Origin of the sequence: Myxococcus llanfairpwllgwyngyllgogerychwyrndrobwllllantysiliogogogochensis (genome assembly GCF_006636215.1) — a bacterium.
Taxonomy (GTDB): domain Bacteria; phylum Myxococcota; class Myxococcia; order Myxococcales; family Myxococcaceae; genus Myxococcus; species Myxococcus llanfairpwllgwyngyllgogerychwyrndrobwllllantysiliogogogochensis.
In genome coordinates this window covers 55,043-71,553 of record NZ_VIFM01000024.1, presented here as the reverse complement: position 1 = coordinate 71,553, position 16,511 = coordinate 55,043, and the positions used below count along the sequence as shown (strand labels likewise).

16 protein-coding genes and 1 pseudogene are annotated in these 16,511 nt (G+C 69.1%); 7 read left to right on the top strand and 10 right to left on the bottom strand.

Annotation, left to right across the window (positions count from 1 at the left end; all coding sequences use genetic code 11):
* Nucleotides 1-434: pseudogene (locus FJV41_RS08690) on the top strand (AsmA-like C-terminal region-containing protein); the annotation flags it as partial.
* 7 nt (nt 435-441) lie between these two features.
* Here the strand turns inward: FJV41_RS08690 and FJV41_RS08685 are convergent.
* The 3 genes from FJV41_RS08685 to FJV41_RS08675 all read right to left on the bottom strand — a co-directional run bounded on the left by FJV41_RS08685 (nt 442) and on the right by FJV41_RS08675 (nt 2,771).
* The gene (locus FJV41_RS08685) at nt 442-1,296 is read right to left on the bottom strand and encodes a hypothetical protein (RefSeq protein WP_141641955.1); all 855 of its coding nucleotides are present in this window, start codon (nt 1,294-1,296) and stop codon (nt 442-444) included.
* 417 nt (nt 1,297-1,713) lie between these two features.
* Complete coding sequence (locus tag FJV41_RS08680) at nt 1,714-2,472, bottom strand: hypothetical protein (RefSeq protein WP_141641954.1); 759 nt, start codon at nt 2,470-2,472, stop codon at nt 1,714-1,716.
* Nucleotides 2,473-2,498: 26 nt separating this feature from the next.
* Entirely contained in the window at nt 2,499-2,771 is a 273-nt protein-coding gene (locus tag FJV41_RS08675) for a hypothetical protein (RefSeq protein ID WP_141641953.1), read from the bottom strand.
* A 194-nt stretch (nt 2,772-2,965) separates the two neighbouring features.
* On the opposite strand from FJV41_RS08675, the gene FJV41_RS08670 reads away from it, so the two are divergent.
* Entirely contained in the window at nt 2,966-3,820 is an 855-nt protein-coding gene (locus tag FJV41_RS08670; RefSeq protein ID WP_141641952.1) for a metallophosphoesterase family protein, read from the top strand.
* A 31-nt stretch (nt 3,821-3,851) separates the two neighbouring features.
* Nucleotides 3,852-5,474, top strand: coding sequence for an adenylate/guanylate cyclase domain-containing protein (locus FJV41_RS08665; protein WP_141641951.1), 1,623 nt, complete (start codon nt 3,852-3,854; stop codon nt 5,472-5,474).
* Here FJV41_RS08665 and FJV41_RS08660 read toward each other — a convergent pair.
* Both FJV41_RS08660 and rlmN read right to left on the bottom strand, forming a co-directional pair.
* Nucleotides 5,464-5,847, bottom strand: a complete 384-nt coding sequence (locus FJV41_RS08660) for a hypothetical protein (protein ID WP_141641950.1) — start codon at nt 5,845-5,847, stop codon at nt 5,464-5,466. The genes FJV41_RS08665 and FJV41_RS08660 overlap by 11 nt on opposite strands.
* A gap of 197 nt (nt 5,848-6,044) precedes the next feature.
* Nucleotides 6,045-7,124 carry a dual-specificity RNA methyltransferase RlmN gene (gene rlmN, locus FJV41_RS08655; protein WP_141641949.1) on the bottom strand — a complete coding sequence of 360 codons (1,080 nt, stop codon included), beginning with the start codon at nt 7,122-7,124 and terminating at the stop codon, nt 6,045-6,047.
* 164 nt (nt 7,125-7,288) lie between these two features.
* On the opposite strand from rlmN, the gene FJV41_RS08650 reads away from it, so the two are divergent.
* The 3 genes from FJV41_RS08650 to FJV41_RS08640 all read left to right on the top strand — a co-directional run bounded on the left by FJV41_RS08650 (nt 7,289) and on the right by FJV41_RS08640 (nt 11,453).
* Nucleotides 7,289-8,779, top strand: coding sequence for a glutamate-cysteine ligase family protein (locus FJV41_RS08650; protein WP_141641948.1), 1,491 nt, complete (start codon nt 7,289-7,291; stop codon nt 8,777-8,779).
* Nucleotides 8,780-9,064: 285 nt separating this feature from the next.
* On the top strand, nt 9,065-10,492 hold the full coding sequence (locus FJV41_RS08645; RefSeq protein ID WP_141641947.1) for a hypothetical protein: 1,428 nt from the start codon (nt 9,065-9,067) through the stop codon (nt 10,490-10,492).
* Between the two features lie 205 nt (nt 10,493-10,697).
* The gene (locus FJV41_RS08640) at nt 10,698-11,453 is read left to right on the top strand and encodes a TolB family protein (protein WP_246137096.1); all 756 of its coding nucleotides are present in this window, start codon (nt 10,698-10,700) and stop codon (nt 11,451-11,453) included.
* Between the two features lie 151 nt (nt 11,454-11,604).
* Here FJV41_RS08640 and FJV41_RS08635 read toward each other — a convergent pair whose 3' ends face one another.
* The 4 genes from FJV41_RS08635 to hemG all read right to left on the bottom strand — a co-directional run bounded on the left by FJV41_RS08635 (nt 11,605) and on the right by hemG (nt 15,069).
* On the bottom strand, nt 11,605-12,375 hold the full coding sequence (locus FJV41_RS08635; protein WP_141641945.1) for a LytR/AlgR family response regulator transcription factor: 771 nt from the start codon (nt 12,373-12,375) through the stop codon (nt 11,605-11,607).
* Nucleotides 12,372-13,427, bottom strand: a complete 1,056-nt coding sequence (locus FJV41_RS08630) for a sensor histidine kinase (protein ID WP_141641944.1) — start codon at nt 13,425-13,427, stop codon at nt 12,372-12,374. Before FJV41_RS08630 ends, FJV41_RS08635 begins: the two co-directional genes overlap by 4 nt.
* Nucleotides 13,428-13,458: 31 nt before the next feature.
* The gene (locus FJV41_RS54560; RefSeq protein ID WP_256433504.1) at nt 13,459-13,581 is read right to left on the bottom strand and encodes a hypothetical protein; all 123 of its coding nucleotides are present in this window, start codon (nt 13,579-13,581) and stop codon (nt 13,459-13,461) included.
* Between the two features lie 102 nt (nt 13,582-13,683).
* Nucleotides 13,684-15,069: a protoporphyrinogen oxidase gene (gene hemG / locus FJV41_RS08625; RefSeq protein WP_141641943.1), complete on the bottom strand. Its 1,386-nt coding sequence runs from the start codon at nt 15,067-15,069 to the stop codon at nt 13,684-13,686.
* Nucleotides 15,070-15,175: 106 nt separating this feature from the next.
* On the opposite strand from hemG, the gene FJV41_RS08620 reads away from it, so the two are divergent.
* Nucleotides 15,176-15,865 carry an SDR family oxidoreductase gene (locus FJV41_RS08620; protein ID WP_141641963.1) on the top strand — a complete coding sequence of 230 codons (690 nt, stop codon included), beginning with the start codon at nt 15,176-15,178 and terminating at the stop codon, nt 15,863-15,865.
* A gap of 15 nt (nt 15,866-15,880) precedes the next feature.
* On the opposite strand, the gene pdxH is transcribed toward FJV41_RS08620, so the two are convergent.
* Nucleotides 15,881-16,465, bottom strand: a complete 585-nt coding sequence (gene pdxH, locus FJV41_RS08615; RefSeq protein WP_141641942.1) for a pyridoxamine 5'-phosphate oxidase — start codon at nt 16,463-16,465, stop codon at nt 15,881-15,883.
* Nucleotides 16,466-16,511: the final 46 nt, after the last annotated feature.

Genomic DNA, 16,511 nt, shown 5'->3' with positions numbered 1-16,511 from the left:
GGCAGAAGGGGGCGGCGGGGACGGTGGAGAAGGCGGGGAAGGGCACGCAGTTGAAGGACTTGAATGCGCGGTTCAGCGTCAGGAACGGCTGGGTTTCTTTCACCAAGCCCATGTCGTTCCAGACCGACCTGGGAAACGGAACGCTGGATGGCAGGGTGGGGTTGGATCAACGGCTGGCGCTCAAGGGCACGATTGAGGCGTCCAAGGATTTCGTCTCGGGACTCACCGGCGGGGCTGTTCCGGTGAAAGAGCCGGTGTCCATTCCGCTCACCATCACTGGAACGTTGAAGTCGCCGAAGGTGAACGCGGGGAGCCCGATGGATATCGCGAAGGGATTGTTGCCGGCACTGCCCGTGCCCAAGAGCATCCAGGACCCGGTGAATCAGGCGCGCAAGAGTCTGGGCGACCTCCTGAAGCGCCCCGGCAAGAAGTAGGGACGGGTTACTTCGCGGGGGGCTGGATGGGCTGGGGCTTCAGGCCGTGACGTTGCTTGAAGTCCGGCCACTCGCGCACGAAGTCCTGGGCGTTCCCGGCTTCGATTTCGGAGAAGCTCTTCTCCGACGAGTAGCTCCAACGGGGACGTGGCGAAGGGTGCTCACCCATTCGTTCGCGCAGCAGGTCGAAGGCGAAGATGGCCCAGTGAGGTGGAGGGTTCTCGGTGACGACCGTCTCGAGGACATTCGCGACCACTCGGTCGACGTCCTTGTTGGGAAAGCCGCGAAGGAGCTTGAGCAACAGCGCGAAGGTGTTGTCGAAGGAGGGATAGGCGACGACGTCGCGAGCCAGTTCGTCGCGATAGCCTTGGACCCGCGACCTGTCGGGAGGCGCTCGTGGGTCGTAGAATGAATGGACCGCATCGAACTCTTCGGACCCCAGGCCGGACACGCCATCCCAGCGTGTCACGGGATGGATGGCGGCGAGCACCCTCCAGTCCGAGTGCGCCTCCTCGAAGTCGGGTGTCTCCCCAGCGAGTCGTGCCTGAATCCATCGGTCCAGTGCCTGCCGGGCCGCTGTGATCACCCGTCGGTAGGCTGCCACATCCGAGTCGCTGGCTGCGAAGCGCGTCCCACAGAACGGCCACACGGGTACCCATTGGCCATCCTCCTTGTTGAGGAGCGCGACGACCGTCAGCCCTACCTGGACATTCGTGTCGCATGGGCTCGCGGACAGGATGAATGTCTCGACGCGCTCTCCGGTGCGTACCGAGCCTTTCCAGGTCTCACGAACCTCCAGGGTCACGCTGGCGACGTATCCCAACCCCTCGTAGTCCTCCGGATCATTTGGCCGCTCGCGCACGCTCTCGACTTCTGCCCAGACGATGAGCTGGGCTTCGTGCGCCTGCTCCCAAAGCGTATGCGGCGGAGCGGGAGATGAGGCCCTGGCTTGGGGCGCATGGCTGAGCACCGTGACGAGTGTCAGGGCGAGAAGTTGATGTGTCGCTCTGGCGGCTGTCCACCGAGAAGCAGCGAGTGTGGATGGCGCGGTTCGAAGTGCGAGGGGCGATTGTTCACGCATGAGGGCAGCTCCTGTGGCGCAGGAGCATCCCGTTCCATGCATGGAGGTCGCTCACGCGGACTCCATCGCTGCATCATGCTTTCATCACGAGGCCGCCCAGGTCGCAGCCTCCGCGCACGCGCGACGGCCTCCACCAACGCGGCAAGAATGAGGGTCGGGGCATGAGCGCGAGTCGCGCACGGAGGGTACCGTCCGCCACTAGAAGGGGAGGGTCCCCCCTGTTTCGTCGACGAGGGGCGCGGCGAGAAACACGAGCCGTCGGGGCTTCAAGCCATGACGCTTCTTGAAGCTCAGCCAGTCCCGAGCGAGAGCCCTGGCTTGTTCCGCCTTGGCTTCAATGGGGCTTTTCGAAGGCACCCTCTTGTACCAAGGGGTCCGTGGTTCGGGCTTCTCGCCGTGACGTTCGCGCAGCAGGTCGAAGGCCTTGGATATCCAGGGGGGCGCCCCCTGCTCCACGAAGACTGTCTCGAGGACATTCGCGGTGGCCCGGTCGAAATCCTTGTGGGGGAAGCCACGCAGGGTGGTGAGCATCTGCGCCACCGTAAGGTCAAATGACGGCTGTGTCGTGAAGCCGTGCGCCAGTTGCTGTCGCTGGGCTCGCGTCAGCGCGGCGGCTCCCCGTGACAGTTCGTACAGTCCATCCCAGCGTGTCGCCGGATGAAGCGCGGCGCGTACCTGCCAGTCCAGGTGTTCCTGCTCGCTGTTGGCAGTCTCCTTGCGATGAGGCGGTGCCGAGCGGGCCTGCGCATCCCGGGCGGCCGTCACCACGCGCCGATACGCATCGACATCGGCGGGGTTCGTCGGATGGCGCGTTCCGTAGGACATGCCCACGGTCCACCATCGACCGTTCCCGTTGGACAGGAACGCGATGACCGAGCGCCCGGGTTCGTAGCGAGGTGGCGCCGGGCACAGGATGTCCGAGGAGAACAGCACCTCGACGCGCTCCCCGGGACGCACCGAACCCTTCCACGTCTCCCGGATCTTCAGCGTCGCGATTTCGTCGTCATCCCTTGTTCATCGCGGTCTCTTGGTGCGATGCGCACTCGCTCGACGTCCGCCCAGACGATGAGCTCCGCCTCTTGCGTCAAAGGCCACAGCGTCACGGGTGGGATGGGATAGGCCTCGGCGCGCGGGACGTGGATGAGCAGTCCGACCAGGGTCAGCGCCAGCAGTCCGCGTGTTGCCTCGGAGCCGGGCCACCAGACGCCGCGCGTGGGAGTGCCTGCGAGAACCGGGTCGGGGGGCTGCTCACGCATGGACGTTCCTCCTGAGGAGGAGAAGCATCCCAACCCGCATCGACCCGGAGGCCGACTGGGGTCCATGTCTCCATCATGGTTCCGTCACAAGCCCGCCCGGGGCCGCCTGCTCGCACAGAGATGTCTCTTCCCCTCCATCCGCATCCAGGGAGAATGCCGGCACCCGGCCGGCCGTTGCCCGGGCGGGAGATTCGATGCGCTTCATCCACTGCTCCGACGTCCACATCACCGACGACTACTTCGCGCTGCCCCTGCGCCGGCTTGGCTGGCGTCGCTGGGTCGCTCTGGCCGAGCTCACCGTGGGTGGCCGCGCGAAGCGCTACGCTCGCGCCCCCCACGCCCTCTCCGCCATCGCCCGCGAGGTGCAACGCCACACGGCCGACCACTTCATCCTCTCCGGTGACCTCACCGCCTACGCGCTCGACAGCGAGTTCCGAGGCGCGCGCGAAGCGCTGGGCTCCCTGGCGGACGACCCGCGCCGCTGCACCATCATCCCCGGCAACCACGACGTCTACACGCCGGGCAGTCACCAGAAGGGCCGCTTCGCGAGCCACTTCGGTCACCTGCTGGAGAGCGACCTTCCAGAGTACCGCCGCGAAGGCGCCTTCCCCTTCGTGCGCCTCGTGGGCACCGAGGCCGCCGTGGTGGGCCTGCTGTCCGCCCGCGTCCCGCTGACCCCGGGCCTGTCCTACGGCGTCATCGGCGACGCTCAACTCGAGGGGCTGGCGGCCCTGCTGAAGGATCCTCGGCTGGACGGGCGCGCCGTGTTCGTCGTCGTCCACCACGCGCCCCTGACGCGCAAGGGACAGGCGGACCACTGGCACCACGGCCTCCGAGACGCCCAGGCCCTGCTGCGCCTGCTCCCCGGCCCGCGTTACGCGGTGCTCCACGGCCACATCCACCAGCGCTACCACCACCCCGCCACCGCCGAGCGCCCCCACATCTTCGGCGCGGGCTCCTCCACCGAGGCCGGTCACGAGGGCTACTGGCTCATCGAGGTGGCCGGGGGACAGGTGCTGGGCGGGCAGCCCCAGACGCCGGCCCTGTGACAGCCAGCGTCCATGGCGGTAGAACGCGCTCATGACGCATCCGCCGCACGCACCGCCGTCCACGGATTTGAGTCTGGAAGAGTACAAGGCGCTGCGCGCCCTTCAGCGCGCCGTGGATGACCTGCTGGAAGAGAGCCTCCGGGAACGAGAGAACCTCACCCAGTCCTTCCGCCGCTGCTTCCCGCCCATCCTCGCCCTCACCGGCGCCCGCGCCGTGGCGCTGACGACGCGTGACGAGGACCTGCGAGTGCAGACCTGGTGCGAGGGCGACTGGGGCGAGGACTTCCCCGGGCCCCTGCTGGAAGGCCCCTCCGGCGTCCGGCGCCTGGGAGAGGCGACGCTCGTCACCCAGCCGCTCGATGTCGCTGGAGACCGCGTGGGCTCCTTCGGCCTGCTCTTCACCGGAGACCACGCGTCACCGGAGGCCTCGGCGCGAGTCCTGCGCTTGCTGGACACCATCGCCGAGCAGCTCGACACGGTGCTGTGCATGGTCCACACCGCGTCGGAGAAGCACCAGCTCATCATCCAGTGCAACGCGCACCTGGCCAACCCCGTGTTCGAGGTGGGCATGGACCAGGCGGTGCTGACGCTGGCCCAGCGCGTGCGCCTGCCGACCTTCCTGTTGCTCTACCGCGACGCGGTGCGGGCGCAGGTGCTGCACTACCGCATGTACCGCCACGGCCACCTGGAGTTCGAAAGCGGCGAGCAGCCCAGTCCGGACCTGGAGAAGGCCCTGCGCCAGCACGGCCACCGGCTCCTGGCCGCCGAGGTCTCCGCGCTGCGCCAGCTGCTCCCCGGCCGCACCACCGAGGCGGTACTCATCTCCGGCGCCGCCACCAGCGAGCCCCTGGGGAAAATCGCGGTCTCCTGCGACGAGGGCTTCTCCGCCTACGCCATGGACCTCATCCGCGTCCTGGCCTCCACGCTCAGCCAGCGCCTGCTCGACTACAACCGCGAGCGCATCCACCTGTCGCAGTTCTTCCCCAACGCCATCATCGACGCGCTGTTGCAGGACCCCAACTACGCCCAGCACCTGCGCGCGCAGGACCAGGAAGTGGGCATCCTCTTCGCGGACATCAACGGCTTCACCCGCATCTGCGAACACGGCTTCGACAGCCCGCGCAGCATCGCCCGCTTCGTGGACGAGTGGAGCGCGCGCGCCGTGGACTGCATCTGGGAGCACGGCGGCGTGTTCGACAAGATGGTGGGCGACTGCGTCATCGGCCTCTTCGGCCCGCCCTTCTTCAAGTCCAGCCGCGTGGAGCGCTCGCAGGCAGCGGTGCGCGCAGCGTGTGACATCCAGGCGCTCACCGCCGCGCTGGGCGCTCGCGAGGAAGTGATGGCGCTGTGCGAACGCGTGAAGCTGCCGGGCCTGGGCGTCGCCGTGGGCGTCAACCTGGCGAACGCCAACTGCGGCCTCTTCGGCCCCAACCGGCAGTACACGGCGTTCTCCAGTGGGATGAACCAGGCGGCGCGACTCCAGTCGCTCGCGGGCTTCCGGGAGACGCTGGTGATGGCGAGCGCGCGGGAGGCACTGGTGGGCTCGCGGGAGCCGTTCGTCCAGCGACTGCGCTTCGGCGCGCTCGCGGAGACACCGGTGAAGAACGTGGCGCAGCCCCTGCGCCACTACCGCCTGGAGCCGCTCACGCCGTGAGGTGCGAGGCCGCGTAGCGCCGGGAGAAGTGAATCCACCGGCGCTCGTCCACTTCCACCTGCCACTCGGAGTTGGGTGTCAGCGGCAGCCGCTGCTTGAGGAAGCTCTCCAGATGGTCCGCGGCCTTCACCGGCGTGAGGCCCGGCGCGCGGAACGCGATGTGGAGCGAGACTTCGAGTCCGTCGGAGACGTCGACGGAAGCGCAGATGCGCAGCGCACCCACGCGTCGTTGATAGAGCGTGTTCTGCCCGGGCCACGCGGCGGGGTCTGTCTCCCGACGAATGACCGCGAGCCAGTTGGACGGCTGGAGGATGAAGTCGAGCAGGTCGCTGCTCGCTTCTTCCGTCGTTGCGTGCTCCTGGATGGAAAGCATCGCCCACCTCCCCTGGGAAGCCGATGGAAAGAATGTGCCCACGGCCATGGAGCGTGCAAGAGGCCCCCCGCGGAAACCTCGCGGGTGTCCTCCAACGACACAAGCTTGCGAAATCTGGTGTGGGACCGGGACCGCATTCGCCGGCGGCGCACGTTAACGGGGGCGCCTGACATGCGCGCGCCCAACCCGCCACCTGCTCACGGGCTGGTGGGAAGTGAACGGCGGGAGCGTCGCTCCACGGCGGACTTGAGCTGACCACAACCCGCGTCGATGTCGATGCCCCGGCGTTGACGCACGGTGCTGGGGACACCGTGCGACATCAGCACGTCCTGGAAGGCGCGCACCGATGCGGGCTGACTCGGGTCACCGTCGTAGCCCACCGTGGGGTTGAGGGGGATGACGTTGACGTGCGCGTCCATGCCGCCCAGCAGCGCGCCCAGCGTGTGCGCGTGCTCCGACGTGTCGTTGCGGCCCGCGATGAGCGTCCACTCGAAGAAGATGCGGCGCTTGCGTCGGGCGATGTAGTAGCGGCACGCGTCCATCAGCTCGGCCAGCGGCCAGCGACGTCCCGCGGGCACCAGTGCGGCGCGCTCCGCGTCGGTGGCGCCGTGGAGGCTGACGGCCAACTGCACCGGACGGTCCTCGTCCGCGAGCCGGCGGATGCCGGGCACCACGCCCACGGTGCTCAGCGTGATGAAGCGCGGCGCCAGCGCCAGGCCCAACGGGTCCACCAGGACATCCACCGCGGCCAGGGTGTTGTCGTAGTTGTGCAGCGGCTCGCCCATGCCCATGAGGACGACGTTGCGCAGCGACTCGCCGGACGCGCGGAGGATGCGCTGCACGTGGAGGATCTGCCCCACGATTTCGCCGGGGGTGAGGTGGCGTGAAAGACCCATCTGTCCCGTGGCACAGAAGACACAGCCCATGGCGCACCCCGCCTGGGTGCTGATGCACACCGTCGCACGTCCCTTGAAACGCATGAGGACGGTTTCAATCGTCTGGCCGTCTTCCAGGCGCAGCAGGAGCTTGTGGGTGAAGCCGTCGGAGCTGAAGGCCTCGTGGTGCGTGGCCAGGTGGCTCAAGCGGGTGCGCTCACGCAGTGTGTCGCGCAAGTCGGAGCGCAGGCCCTCCACTTCGTCGAGCGCTCGCGCCTGCTGACGGTACAGCCCGGACCACAGCACGTCGCGGTGGTGGGGTCGGAAGCCCCAGTCGGACAGCAGCGCGCCCAGCGCGGGCCGCGTCAAATCGTAGAGGTTGGTGGGCGTGTCGGACGGCATGGCCAGGGCCCCAGATAACACACCCGGGCCGGCGTCACCCGGGGCCGCGCGGGCCGCTGGGCACGGGGCGCGCGAAGACTCCCACCCGGCATGCCTGGCGGGCGACCCGGCGAGCCCCCGGCGCGTGCTGCCGGTGCGGGCGACCGTGCACATCCTGTCCGGCCATGGGGCTCGCGATTGAGCAGGAGGAATTCCTTCCAGGAGACTACGCGCGGTTCTCGCGGCGGCTCGACGAGAACCTGGAGGCGCTGCGTGTGCTCCTGGCGCGGCCGGGCTTCGGTGAGGGGCCGCCGACGATTGGCGCGGAGCTGGAGCTGTTCCTCGTGGACGCCCGGGGCTTTCCGTTGCCGGTGAACCGGCAGGTGCTCGCGCAGACGGTGGACCCGCGCGTGACGCTGGAGATGGACCGCTTCAACCTGGAGGTGAACCTGCGCCCCGGTCCGCTGTCGGGCAGGCCCTTCACCGCGCTCGAGGCGGAGTTCGAGGACTCGCTCGCCGAGGTGCGGCGCGCGGCGGCGACGCAGGGTGCGCGGGTGGCGGCGATTGGCATCCTCCCCACGCTGCGCGAGGCGGACCTGGGCCCCAACGCGTTGACCGCCCAGCCGCGCTACCACGCGCTCAACGCGGCCATCCGCCAGCGGCGCGCGGCGCCCTTCCAGGTGGCCATCACCGGTGAAGAGGAGGCGCTGAAGCTCGCGTGGGACGACGTGACGCTAGAGGGAGCGAATACGTCGCTCCAGTTCCACCTGCGCGTGACGCCGAAGGACTTCGCGCGCCTGTACAACGCCGCGCAGCTGGCCACCGCGCCGGCGCTGGCCGTCTCCGGTAACTCGCCGCTGTTCCTGGGGCGCAAGCTCTGGGACGAGACGCGGGTGGCGCTGTTCCGTCAGGCGGTGGATGACCGGGGCGAGCCGGGAGAGGGCGGCTTCCAACCCCACGCGCGCGTGACATTCGGACACGGGTGGGCTCGCGAGGGCGCGTACGAGTTGTTCGCGGAGGCCGTGGCGTTGCACGCGCCGCTGTTGCCTGTCGTGGGGCACGAGTCTCCGCTGGAGCGCGTGGCGGCGGGGGGCGTGCCCGGCCTGGAGGAGCTGCGGCTTCACCAGGGCACCGTGTGGACCTGGAATCGCGCGGTCTATGACCCGAAGGACGAGGGCCACCTGCGCATCGAGCTGCGCGCGTTGCCCGCGGGCCCGACGGTCGTGGACATGGTGGCGAATGGCGCCTTCCTGCTGGGGCTGACGCTCGGGCTGGCCGAGCGAATGGATGCGCTCCTGCCGGCGCTGCCCTTCGCGCATGCCGCGGGGAACTTCATGCGTGCGTCGCGGCGGGGGCTGGACGCGGAGCTGCTGTGGCCGGGCGAGTCCGCGCCGAGCCCCCGCGTCGTGCCCGTGGTGGACTTGCTGCGCCAGCTCATCCCGGTGGCCCGACGGGGGCTCTTGTCGGCGGGCGTGGAGGTCGACGAGGCGAACCGGATGCTCGACATCATCTCCCAGCGCGTGGACCTGCGGCGCACGGGCGCGCGCTGGCAGCGACAGATGCTGACCCACCTGGAGGCGCAGATGCCACGACAGGATGCGCTGGCCGCGATGCTGGAGCGCTACCTGGAGCACGCCGCCTCGGGGCGCCCCGTACACGAATGGCCCGTGGGGTGAGCGCGCTCGAACGGAGCTGCCGCCTGCCTGGCGGTGCGCGTGAGTCCCGAAGCGGCTGACGTCCTTCGGTGCCACACCCCTCGTGTCCCCGTCTCCAGCGCCCGGCGCGTGAGGCCCGAAGCGGCTGACGCCCGGCGGCGCTCCACTCACCTCGTCTCCAGCGCACGGGGCGTGAGACCCGCCGGGCCGTCGTTCGGCGGGTTGTTCATTGCGAGCAGGCCCGGCTCGGGTTGAATATCCGGCTGCCCGCCGCGTCAGCGGCCGAGCACCCCTGCCTCCGCGCTCATGTTCAGACTCCTTCCGCCGCTGTTGCTGCTCGTCGTTCTCGGTAGTGCCTGTGCCACCCTGCGCGGTCGTGCCGATGAGCTGGCGCGCAACGGCCAGTTCGTGGAGGCCGCCGCCATCTACGACGAGCTCGTCACCAAGAACCCCTTCGAGAAGGAACTCGTCTCCGAGCGCGACGGCCTGCGCGGCAAGGCACTGGGACAGCTGCTGGGCAACGCCCGGCGCTATCGCCTGGAGGGCATCGACGAGAAGGCGGAGGACGACCTCCTGCGCTTCCTCGACCGCCGCGCGCAGTGGAACTCCAAGCTCAACGGTGGCCTGGAGAGCTCTCTGCTGGAGGAGATGGAGGGCACGCACAAACACCTGCGGCTCACCATCAGCAGTCCCGCGAAGCTGGGGCTCGCGCTGACGGCGGAGGAGACGCTCGTGCGCAAGCGGCCGTTGCTCTCACACAAGGAGATGGTCGTCATCCAGCGGGAGATGGAGTCCGTGGTGGTCCAGAGCGGCAAGGAGGTGTGCCAGCGGTTGCGCGACGTGCCCTCGGACGACGCGCCCCACTGGCGGGAACTCGTGTCGCGCTACTGCCGTCACTGGCGCGAGTTCGCTCCCGAGCCGCCGCCAGCGCCCGAACTCACCGCGGCGCCGTCATGGACGGGCCAGGTGGGCGGCCTGGACTCCGCGCGCATGGAGCTTTTGCGCACCCGCCTCACGCGCGCCTTCGAGTCCTCGCCCTGGTTCTCTCCCGCCGCGAGCCACCATCCCGAGCTGTCGCTGGCCGGCCGCTTCACCACGCTCCGCGACAGCCGCTCCGTCGAGCTGACCGCCCCCTATACCGAGAAGGTCCCCTACACCGACCACGAGGAGCGCACGGAGACGGTGGAGGTGCCCTATGACGTGGAAGAGGAGTACACGGACAAGAACGGCGAGAAGAAGACGCGCAAGGTGACCAAGGTGCACACGTACACCCGCAGCTTCACCGTCGCCGTGACGCGCTACAGAGATGTAGCTCGCACCTTCGAGTTCCACGCACTGCGTCTGTCGGTGGAACACGAACTCACCTTGTCGTCTTCAGGCGTACTGGATGCCCGGCGTGGGCCCATGTCGGCGGTGCTCCAGGACCACCTGTCCGAGTCCGCGTACGAGCACGACGTCACCTTCGGCCCCGGCGACGTGTCCCCTCGCCGCGCGAACTTCACGCCGCCGGAGTCCTGGCTCGAGGAGCGCGTGGAACAGATGAGCGCGCGCTTCGCCCAGACGCTCCAGGAACACTGGCGCGAGTCCTACTGCACCACGCCCGCACGCACATTGGACGAGGCTGCCCGCTGTGCACGCGCCGGTGCCACGCTTCCTACTCCTGCATACCAGGTTCTCTCTGAGGTCCTCGGTGACGACGCAGCGCGTGTGCCGTCGCTGTTCGTGACGCGGTGACGCGGTGCGAGAGGCCGCGTCAGGTACTCAGCGGGTCAATTGAGACTGGGTGGATTGTTCACGCCTATTGACGTGAAATACCTGTGAGTGCGGGTCAGACTGGTTTGTCACTATTCGTACTCAGCAGCGGAAATTTCACTCAGAGGACCGTATGCATCCGAATGAAGTCCGAAGCCTCGCCCGTCGTGGCACCCTCGTGATGTGGATGGCTTCTTCCCTGGCGCTGACCGCGTGCGGAGACGCGGACCTGGAAGCCGCTTCCACGCAGGACGTTGTCGTGGTGGAGCAGTCCGGCGCCCTGGAAGTGGAAGGACTCGTCGCCGACCGTCGCATCATCGTCTACCTGACCGGCAGCCAGTCGCTGTACGCGGTGCAGGATGGCAAGCCGACGATGATCGCCCAGCGCAGCGGCGCGCCGTCGGTGTCTCCGGATGGCCGTGAAGTGGTCTACGCGAAGCTGCCCGACTCGTGGAAGGCGGGCGATGAGGTGACGCGCACGGAGCTGCACGTCTACAACGTGAAGAACGGCAAGGACGACAAGCTGACGTCGGGCCATGACGACCAGGACCCGTCGTGGACGCCGGATGGCAAGCGCATCCTGTTCCAGTCGAAGAAGCGCTCGGGGCTTTCTTCGTTCTGGAGCGTGAAGGCCAATGGCAAGGACCTGGATCAGCTGACGAACGCGGGCTGCACCCGGACCAATGACCCGGCCTTCGTCCCCACGCCCGCGAGCAGCACCGGCGTGCAGTGGGCGCCGAATGATCGCCGCATCATCGTCTACTTCACGTCGCAGACGAGCGACAGCGAGGTTCGCGTCATGAGCTTCAACCAGAACCTCGGCGTCGCCTCCGCGTACAGCCTGGGCAAGGGCACTTCTCCGAAGTGGACCGAGCGCGGCACCGTCACCTTCCTGCGCACGGTGAACGGCGGCAGCGTCGAAGTCGAAGTGAGCGTTCAGTAGTCCGGAACGCGGCGTGAGCTGGGCGCGCCGCGAGCAGGGATGACTCCGAAGTGGGAGTCATGCAGTGAGCTTCGACGAGGTTGAATGGCCGCGCGCGGAGACGAGGGGCTACGGAGGCCCTCTCTCGCCGCGGCAAACCTCGCGAAGGACTTCAGCCTTCGTCCTCGGCGCCTCGGCGCAATCCCAGCATCCGCCGCAGCTCCCGCGCGGATTGACGGCTGATCTCCACCGCGTGTCCCCGCGCCGTTCGTGCCAGGTAGCCTCCCGTCTCCAGGGGCTCCAGTCGCGCGACGTGACGCAGGTTGAGCAGCGCCCTGCGGTGGACGCGGTGGAAGAGCTCCTCCGGCAGCTTCTCCGCCAGCTCATTGAGGGTGAAGTCGGTGAGGAACTCGCCCTGCGTGGTGAACACCGTCACCAGTTCGTCATCGAGCGACGCGTGGGAAATCGTCTCCGGATCCACCAGGACGATGCCCTGGCGCGTGGGGATGGGCAGCCGCGCCAGCGCTCGGGGCGCGGTCTTCTCCGGAGCCGGGGTGTCCCGCGGGCGGGCGTCCGCCTCGATTCGCGCCCGGGTGCGCTCCAGCGCCTTCTGCAGTCGCGCGGGCTCCACGGGCTTGAGCACGTAGTCCACGGCGCCGTGTTCAAAGGCCTCCACGGCGTGCTCGGCGTGCGCGGTGCAAAGGATGACGCGCGGGCGTCCCTCGGGGAGCAGGGCCAGCGCGTCCAGGCCACTGAGGCCGGGCATGTGGATGTCCAGCAGCACCACGTCCACGCCGCCCGCGCGCACCGCGGCGAGCACGGCCTCCCCATCCGAGGCCTCGCCGCACACCTCCACGTCGGGCAGGGCGCCCAGCAGGCGCGACAGCCGCTTGCGGGCGAGCAGCTCGTCATCGGCGATGAGGACTCGCAGCGGTGGGCTCACGTGACGACTCCATGCAAGGGGCCCGAGCGGGGCAGGGTGACGGTGACGCGGGTGCGGCCCGCTTCGCTACTCAGGGACAGGTGGGCCCGGTCGCCATAGGCCAGCGCGAGGCGCCGCTCCACGGTGGGCAATCCCGCGCTGCCTTCGCGCGGGCCCTTGGACGCTCCGGGGTTCTCTATCGCGACCTCGACTTCACGCTCGCGCACGCGCACGCCCAGCGACAGGCGCCCCCGGTGTCCCGCGGCCGGGCCGTGTTTCACCGCGTTCTCCGCCAGGGGCAGCAGCACGAGCGGCGGCACGGGCACGTCCTCCGCGCCCGGCGCGACGTCCAGCGCGAGCTGGAACAGCTCCGGGTCTCTCAACAGGTGCAGGTCGAAGAGGGTGCGCATCAGCGCCAGCTCCTCCGACAGCGGCCAGGTGGCCTTGCGCACGCCGGCGAGCACCGAGCGCAGCATGGTGGACAGCCGCAGCACGGCGGCCTCCGCCACGGCGCCGTCCTCGCGGCACCACTCCGCGATGGCGTTGAGCGTGTTGAAGAGGAAGTGCGGGTCCAGGTGGCTGCGCAGCGCGAGCAACTGCGCCTGCTCCGCTTCCAGCGCGAAGCGGGTCGCGCGGGCGCGCTCCTTCGCCAGCGTCTCCTCGAAGCCGATGTCCCGCCCCAGGCCCCAACCGCCCACGAGGAACAGCGCGTTGCACACGATGAGGTTGGTGGGCTGCGTCAGGAACGTGGGCCCCATGCCCAGCAGCTTCGGCAACACGAAGCCGGAGGTGAGCACCACGCCACTTCCCACCGTGCCGTACATCAACACGCGCACGCCGCCGTGGCTCAAGTCGAGCCCGCCGGGAAAGAGGACGCGGTAGGAGACGGGGGCCACGGCCACGAAGAGCAGGCACATCAGCACGCCCAGGTGGGGCGCGAGCGCTTCGTGGCTGAAGCGCGTCTGCGCGGCGACCAGGGGCGCGGACACCAGGAGGATGGGCACGAGCCTGCGGGGCTCCGCGAGGGCCCGCAGCGTGGCGCGGACGATGGACCCTTCTGGCTTCTCCGACATGCTCCGGAGGGAGCCTACACCCTCGGAGTCATCACCGCGCGGGCTGCTCCTCCACCTCCAGCTCGAAGGCGTCGACGAGGATGCTGCCGACGAGGACGACGGGGAAGAGGAGGATGGCCGCGAAGACGAGGAGGGGGGTGGGCAAGGTGAGCATTGCGGGCTCCTGAGTCTTGGCAGCATGCACGCCCAGTCTGACGTGGCGCCCGCTTCGCGATGACGGCCCCGGGCTGGACGGTCGCCCCCCGGGGCCGAACGGTCATCCCCGGGGGCTCGCCGCGAGCAACGCGTCCGCGAGCTGGAGCCCGTTGCGGATGCAGTCGTTGAGCCCCACGCCCTTGTAGGCGTTGCCCGCCAGGTGGAGCCCGGGCCAGCGGCCAAGCCCCTGGTCCACGGCGGCCATCCGCTCCAGGTGTCCCACCGTGTACTGGGGGATGCCCCGAGGCCAGCGGTAGACCTGCGTGAGCGACGGCGTCGCGGTGACACCCGCGAGCGCCTTCAGCTCCTCGCGCGCCAGGGCCACCAGCGCGGGCTCGTCCAGCCCCACCAGGTCCGGCCGCTTCGCGCCGCCCACCATGCAGGTGTACAGCACGCGGCCCGCCTCCACGCGGAAGGGGAACACGGTGGAGGCGTGGATGGAGCCCAGCAAGCGGCGTCCCTCGGTGGGAGGGACGAGGAAGCCGAAGCCGTCCGGTGCGGGCGTCGTCCCCGCGTCGAAGCCCAGGTGCACCACGGCGATGGGCGCGTACTCGATGCCGCCCACGCGCGCCGCCAGCTCCGCGTCCAGGGGATGCAGCAGCCCCTGCGTCACGTATGCGGGCGCCGCCAGCACGACTTCGCTCGCGTCCAGCTCCGCGCGCCGTCCCTGCTCGCTCACCGCCAGTCGCCAGCCGCCGTCCACGCGCGTCAGGCCCTCCACCGTGGCGCCCACGCGCACAGCGTCTCCCAGCGAGGTGCCCAGCGTGTCGATGAGTGTCCCCAACCCGCCCTCGAAGGTGCTCAGCGCGCCGCTCAATTTCGGCGCCGGAGTCCCGCCCGCGGGCAGGGCCTTGCGCTGGGCGCGCTGTGCTCGGATGGCGCCCAGGATGAGACTGCGGTGCTCACGCTCCAGCTTCACGAGCTGCGGAAACGTGGCGCCCACGCTCAGCCGCTCCACGTCTCCAGCGAAGATGCCCGTCTGCACCGCGTCCAGCAGCACCCGCGTCGCGGTGCGCCCCAGGTGCCGCCTGCCGAAGTCCGCCAGCGATTCATCGACGCCCGCCGCCACCCGTCCACTGAACAGCTCCCCCATGACGCGCAGCTTCGCGCCCAGCGGGAGGATGTCCGAGCCGAGGAACGCGGGCGGAGACGCGGGCACCGAGCGCAGCCGGCCTCGGGTGTAGACATACCGTCGCTTCGCCGCCGGGTCCGCCGCGCGAATCCTGTCTTCCAGTTTCAGCGCGGATGCCAGCTCTCGCGTGGCGGGCTCGCGGTCCAGGAAGCTGTTGGGGCCTGTTTCGAGGAGGAAGCCCTGGTGCTGTCGGGTACCCACTGCCCCGCCGAGCCGGGTGGATGTCTCCAGGACAACGGCAGCCCTACCGCGTGAGCGCAATCGCCAGGCGACGACCAGACCTGAAATCCCACCTCCTACGACGGCGACAGTCATCGGTTGTCCCTCCTGAATCAAATTTTCCGGTGACCAGCGTGCACTCGGTGCTCGACAACATCGCGTGTTTTGCCAAGGACAACCATTCGGCGCGTTAATGAAGGGTATGCGCTACGTCATCACCGGAGCGAGCAGGGGCATTGGTTTCGAGTTTGTCCACCAGCTCCTCGAGCGCGGCGACATCGTCGACGCCGGGGTGCGCACCGAGGAGGGGCTTCAGCGACTGGAGCCCTTGAAACGGGGCAGTGCGGGGCGCCTGCGTCTTCATCCGCTCGACGTGGCGGAGGAGCGCAGCGTCAGGACTTTCGCCTCGGCGGTGTGCACCGAGCCGGTGGATGTGCTCATCAACAACGCGGGAGTCCCGGGGCTGTGGTGCGCCTTGACGGACGTGGACTACGCGGACGTGGTGCGCACGTTCGCCGTCAACGCGCTGGGGCCCTTGCGTGTCACCAGCGCGTTGTTGCCCGCACTGCTGCGTGGTGTCGCGCGCAAGGTGGCGCACGTCACGTCTCGCATGGGCTCGCTCGCGGGGAACAGCGAGGGCGGTGCGTATGCCTATCGGATGTCCAAGGTCGCGCTGAACATGGGCGTGCGCAACCTGTCCAATGACTTGCGTGGCCAGGGCATCGTCTCCGTGTTGCTGCATCCCGGCTGGGTGAAGACGGACATGGGCGGCCCGGACGCGCCGCTGCCACCAGGCGACTCGGTGCGCGGCATGCTGAACATCATCGACGGGCTGCGCGCCGAGCACAGTGGCCGCTTCTTCGACTACCAGGGCGAAGAGGTGCCCTGGTAACCGGCGCGGGACGCGTCACGGATAGAGCATCTGCGCGTGCCAGCCATCCGGCTCGCGCAGGTAGACGTGTCGGTCGTGCAGGCGACTTTGGCGCGAGTGCCAGAACTCGATGCGGTCCGGCACCACGCGGAAGCCGGACCAGTGCGGAGGCCGGGGCACCTCGGCTCCGGCGTAGCGCTTCTCCACGTCCTCCACGCGCGTCTCCAACTCGTCGCGCGAGCCGAGCCGCTGGCTCTGGAGGCTGGCCCACGCGCCCACCTGGCTGCCGCGCGCGCGGCTCTTGAAGTACGCGTCCGCCTCCTCGTCGGAGACGACCTCCACGCGGCCCTCCACGCGGACCTGCTCCTCCAGCGGCTGCCAGTAGAAGCACAGCGCGGCGAAGGGATGGGCGAGCAGCTCGCGGCCCTTGCGGCTCTCGTGGTTGGTGAAGAACACGAAGCCGCGCGAGTCGAAGTCCTTGAGCAACACCACGCGCGCGCTGGGGCGACCGTCGGCGCCCACGGTGGCCACCACCACCGCGTTGGGGTCCACCGGAATGGCCTGTTTGGCGCGCTCGAACAGGTCCGAGAATCGCTGGATGGGGTCGGGAGGTATCAGCACGGGCGCAACATAAGGGACGGGGAAAGGGCGCGCACGTTCGCGGTTG